This window comes from Salinarimonas sp. NSM, from assembly GCF_052380005.1.
Classification (GTDB): Bacteria; Pseudomonadota; Alphaproteobacteria; order Rhizobiales; family Beijerinckiaceae; genus Salinarimonas.
In genome coordinates, this window is sequence record NZ_JBQTCJ010000126.1 from 1 (window position 1) to 1,249 (window position 1,249).

The 1,249-nt window shown below is 67.2% G+C and carries 1 protein-coding gene; it reads left to right on the plus strand.

The genetic code is table 11. The features are described 5' to 3' along the window. Positions 1-81: 81 nt before the first annotated feature. Positions 82-1,077, plus strand: a complete 996-nt coding sequence (locus ACTZWW_RS22640; protein WP_444783222.1) for an IS5 family transposase — start codon at positions 82-84, stop codon at positions 1,075-1,077. Positions 1,078-1,249 lie beyond the last annotated feature (172 nt).

Consider the following 1,249-nt stretch of genomic DNA (forward strand, 5'->3'; position numbering starts at 1 on the left):
AGGATTCCTCTGCGAAACTCCGCCTTGTTCTGGCTTGCCGTTGTGATTCACTGACGTCGGGTCGATTTTCGGAGATTCGTCATGGCGCCGTCTCAGATGAGTTTCGCCGATCACTTCACCGGTCCTCGCCTGGGTTCCAACAAGCCGCTGGAGGCGATCGATGCTCTGATCGATTGGGCGCCGCTGGAGGCGCGAGCGCGGGAGCTGCGGAAAGGGCAGACGGGTCGTCCGCCCTTCGCGGCGCTGGCGATGCTGAAAGCGCTCTATCTGCAGTCGCTCTACGCGCTGTCCGATCCGCAGCTGGAGGCGGCGCTGCTCGACAGGCTGTCGTTCCGCCGTTTCTGCGGCTTCGGCCTCGACGAGCGCACGCCCGACGAGACCACGATTCTGCGCTTCCGCCACGACGCGGCGCGGGCGGGGCTTCTGGAGGCCTGCTTCGAGGCGATCAACACGCAGCTCGAGGCGAAGGGACTGATCGTCAAGAAGGGCACGCTGATCGACGCGACGCTGACCGAGGCCGCCCACCGCAAGCCGTCCTTCGAGAAGGGTGGTGCGCAGGCGCGCAGCCCGCACTCTCCGGACGCGACCTTCACGCGCAAGAACAACAAGAGCTATTTCGGCTACAAGCAGTCGATCGGCGTCGACGAGAAGTCGCTCCTGGTGCGCCGGATCGTGGTGACGCCCAATTGCGTGTCGGACAGCGAGGCCGCCGACGCGCTGATCTGCGGCGACGAGCGGGCGGTCTACGGCGATCGCGGCTACACGCAGAAAGCACGCCGCGAGCGCCTCGCCGCGGCCGGCATCAAGCCACGGATCATGCACCGACGCACCAGCAACGGTCAGGAGCTGCCGCGTTGGAAGGAGCGTCACAATGAGCTGATCTCCCGCCGCCGGGCCCCGGTCGAAAGCGTCTTCAGCGTAGTGAAGCGCCTCTACGGCCAGGCACGCGCCCGATGTCATCGTCTCGGCACGGTGAGCGCGGACGCCGTCGCGGCGGTGACGGTCTACAACCTCAAACGCGCCTTGCGTCTGATCGAGCGCCGAGAACAGCGTCGAGAGGCGCCGGCGAGCGCATGAGCGCCGGCCGCGACACCGCGTCGGACGTCCACACGGGTGTCCGAAGCCCTCCGAACCGGAGCAGCGCATCGCGCGCGGTGCCGGCGCGGGACCGTCCGCAAACACCGGCGCTCGAAAAAACGCCTCCCGAGAGCCGACGGCGGCGGACAACGCCGTTTCGCAGAGGAATCCT

Coding starts and splice junctions, on each gene's coding strand:
- ACTZWW_RS22640 (WP_444783222.1), top strand. CDS start 82: ATGGCGCCGTCTCAGATGAGTTTCGCCGATCACTTCACCGGTCCTCGC.